Origin of the sequence: Allosphingosinicella sp. (assembly GCF_036570505.1) — a bacterium.
Classification (GTDB): domain Bacteria; phylum Pseudomonadota; class Alphaproteobacteria; order Sphingomonadales; family Sphingomonadaceae; genus Allosphingosinicella.
Genome location: NZ_DATCYB010000005.1, coordinates 1 through 2,656, shown reverse-complemented (window position 1 = coordinate 2,656; position 2,656 = coordinate 1). Strand labels below are relative to the sequence as shown.

Here is a 2,656-nt window from a genome sequence, read left to right as displayed (position 1 = left end):
CGGGCATTCCGGCCGCGGTCGTCCCGGCCGGGGCTGCCGGAGCGATCCCGGCCGTCCCCGCCGTAAGCGCCCCGGCCGCCCCGACCAATCTCATCGAGAACCTGCCCGAGCCGGAGTGACCCGCATCCCCGGCGGCGCGGCGAAGGCGTTGCTCCCGTTCAGACTCGTTGTCATGCGCGGACGTCAAGCCCGGCGATGACAGCGGAAGGGACTGGGATTACCTCACCCCACGTCGAACACGATGCCTTGCGCCAGCGGCAGCTCACGGGAGTAGTTGATGGTGTTGGTGGCGCGGCGCATATAGGCCTTCCACGCGTCGGAACCGGATTCGCGGCCGCCGCCGGTTTCCTTCTCGCCGCCGAAGGCGCCGCCGATTTCGGCGCCCGAGGTGCCCATGTTCACGGCCGCGATCCCGCAATCGGACCCTGACGCCGAGAGGAACTGCTCCACCTCGCGCATGTCCGTCGCGAAGATAGAAGAGGAAAGGCCCTGCGGAACGTCATTCTGCAGTGCGATCGCCTGATCCAGATTATCATATTTGAAGACGTAGAGAATGGGCGCGAACGTCTCTTCGCGGACGCACGCAGCCTGCCCATCCATCTCGACGAGCGCGGGCCGGGCATAGAAGGAGCCCTGGCCGTTCACGTCTACCCGTCCGCCGCCATGCACTTGCCCCCCGGCAGCGCGGGCCGCATCGAGCGCCCGCTCCATGGCCGTGAATGCGTCCTCGTCGATCAGCGGCCCGACAAGCGTGTCCGGCGAGCGCGGATCGCCGATCGAGATGGTGCGATAGACTGCGATGAGCTTGGGGACCAGCCGGTCATAGACGTCCGAATGGACAATGAGCCGGCGCATCGTCGTGCAGCGCTGACCAGCGGTGCCCATGGCACCAAATGCGACAGCCCGCAGCGTCAGCTCGAGATCGGCCGAGGGGGTGACGATCGAGGCGTTGTTGCCGCCGAGTTCGAGGATCGATTTGCCGAAACGGCGCGCCACGCGCTCGCCGACGGAGCGGCCCATGCGTGTCGAACCGGTTGCCGAGATCACCGGCAGACGCGCATCGTCGACGAGCTGCTCGCCAAGTTCGCGTCCGCCGATGAGCAGGCTTGCGAGACCCTTCGGCGCTTCCTCGCCGAACCCCTTCACCACGCTTTCGACGATCGCCTGGACTGCCAATGCGGTCAGCGGCGCCTTCTCCGACGGCTTCCAGACCACCGAATCCCCGCAGACGAATGCGAGCGCGGAGTTCCAGCACCAGACCGCGACGGGAAAGTTGAAGGCCGAGATGACGCCAACGGGACCGATCGGGTGCCATTGTTCGGCGAGCCGGTGACTGCTGCGTTCGGAGGGAATGCAAAGTCCGTAGAGCTGGCGCGAGAGGCCCACCGCAAAATCGCAGATGTCGACCATTTCCTGGACCTCGCCAAGCCCTTCGGACAACGCCTTGCCGACTTCGATCGAGACGAGACGCCCAAGATCCTCCTTGGCGCCTCGCAGCGCGTCGCCGAGTTGGCGGACGAATTCGCCGCGACGCGGCGCCGGGACGTTTCGCCACTGGGAGAAGGCCGATTGGGCCTCGGCGATCAAGGCATCGGCGTCGCCCGGCGTCGTTTCGAGGACCTTGGCGATCTCATCGCCCGTAATCGGCGAGCGAACGACGAGCGTCCCGCCTTCAGACAGCGCCGGATCGACGCCCAGGCGCTGGAGAATGTCTCGGGTTTCGGTAGCAAGCGTTGTCATGTCGATCATCCTTCGAAAGGCAGTGTCAAAAGCGGGAGCCGCTCAAATGAGCCAGACCGGCTCCGAGTTCGTAAAAGGCGGCGCGCGCGGCACCGAACGGCGCGGCGGCGAGATCCGTGATGGGCAGTGCGAGATCGCCAATCTCGAGTTCGCCGAGAGCAAGGCGCGCAAGGTCGCGGCCGAAGGTCGTACCGGGCGCGATGCCGCGTCCGTTAAAGCCGCTGATCGAAACGATTTTGCGATCGCGCATATGGAGGCGCGGCAAGGCGTTGCCGGTCATCCCGATCTCCCCATACCAGCCATGCTCGAAATCGACGTGGCCCAGATGCGGTAAAAGCCGCGAAATCTCGCGTCGTACCCAGTCGGAATGGATGGTGTGGCCCGGACCGCGGAGCGCACCGACGCTGCCGAAGATGAGGCGGCCGCGCGCATCGAGTCGGAAAGACGAGAGGATGGATTTGGTATCCCACGCGCCCTGCCTTCCCGGCAGGACGGTTCGCTGGAGTTCGGGCGCGAGCGGCCGCGTCGCGATCTGAAAATAGGGCAGCATCACCTGCTCGGCCCGGATATCGGCGTATGGGCCTGCTGAATAGGCATCAGTCGCCAGAATCACCCATGAGGCGATCACGCTACCCCCGGGCGTCGTCACACGCCAGGCGGAGCCCAGATCCTCGAATCCGGTCGCGGGCGATCCACTATGGATGCATGCGCCCGCGCGGACCGCGCGATCGGCCAGCCCGCGGACATAGGCGAGCGGCTGGACAGTCCCCGCGCGGCGATCGAGGAGCGCGCCTGCAAAGGCTGAGCTGCCGGTCGCGCGAGCCGCGGCACCGGCATCGAGCAGCTCGACATCGGCGCCGCGGGCCAGCCATTGGCGGGCCCGCTCGGAAATTTCATTCCAGCCCTTTTTTCCGGC

At 66.3% G+C, this 2,656-nt stretch carries 2 protein-coding genes; both read right to left on the bottom strand.

Annotated elements, in window-relative coordinates; translation table 11 throughout:
• Window positions 1-222: 222 nt before the first annotated feature.
• Entirely contained in the window at window positions 223-1,740 is a 1,518-nt protein-coding gene (gene amaB / locus VIR62_RS00305; protein ID WP_431867699.1) for an L-piperidine-6-carboxylate dehydrogenase, read from the bottom strand.
• A gap of 25 nt (window positions 1,741-1,765) precedes the next feature.
• Window positions 1,766-2,656 (bottom strand): NAD(P)/FAD-dependent oxidoreductase (locus VIR62_RS00300; protein WP_431867697.1); only part of this gene is annotated, 891 nt, incomplete at its 5' end.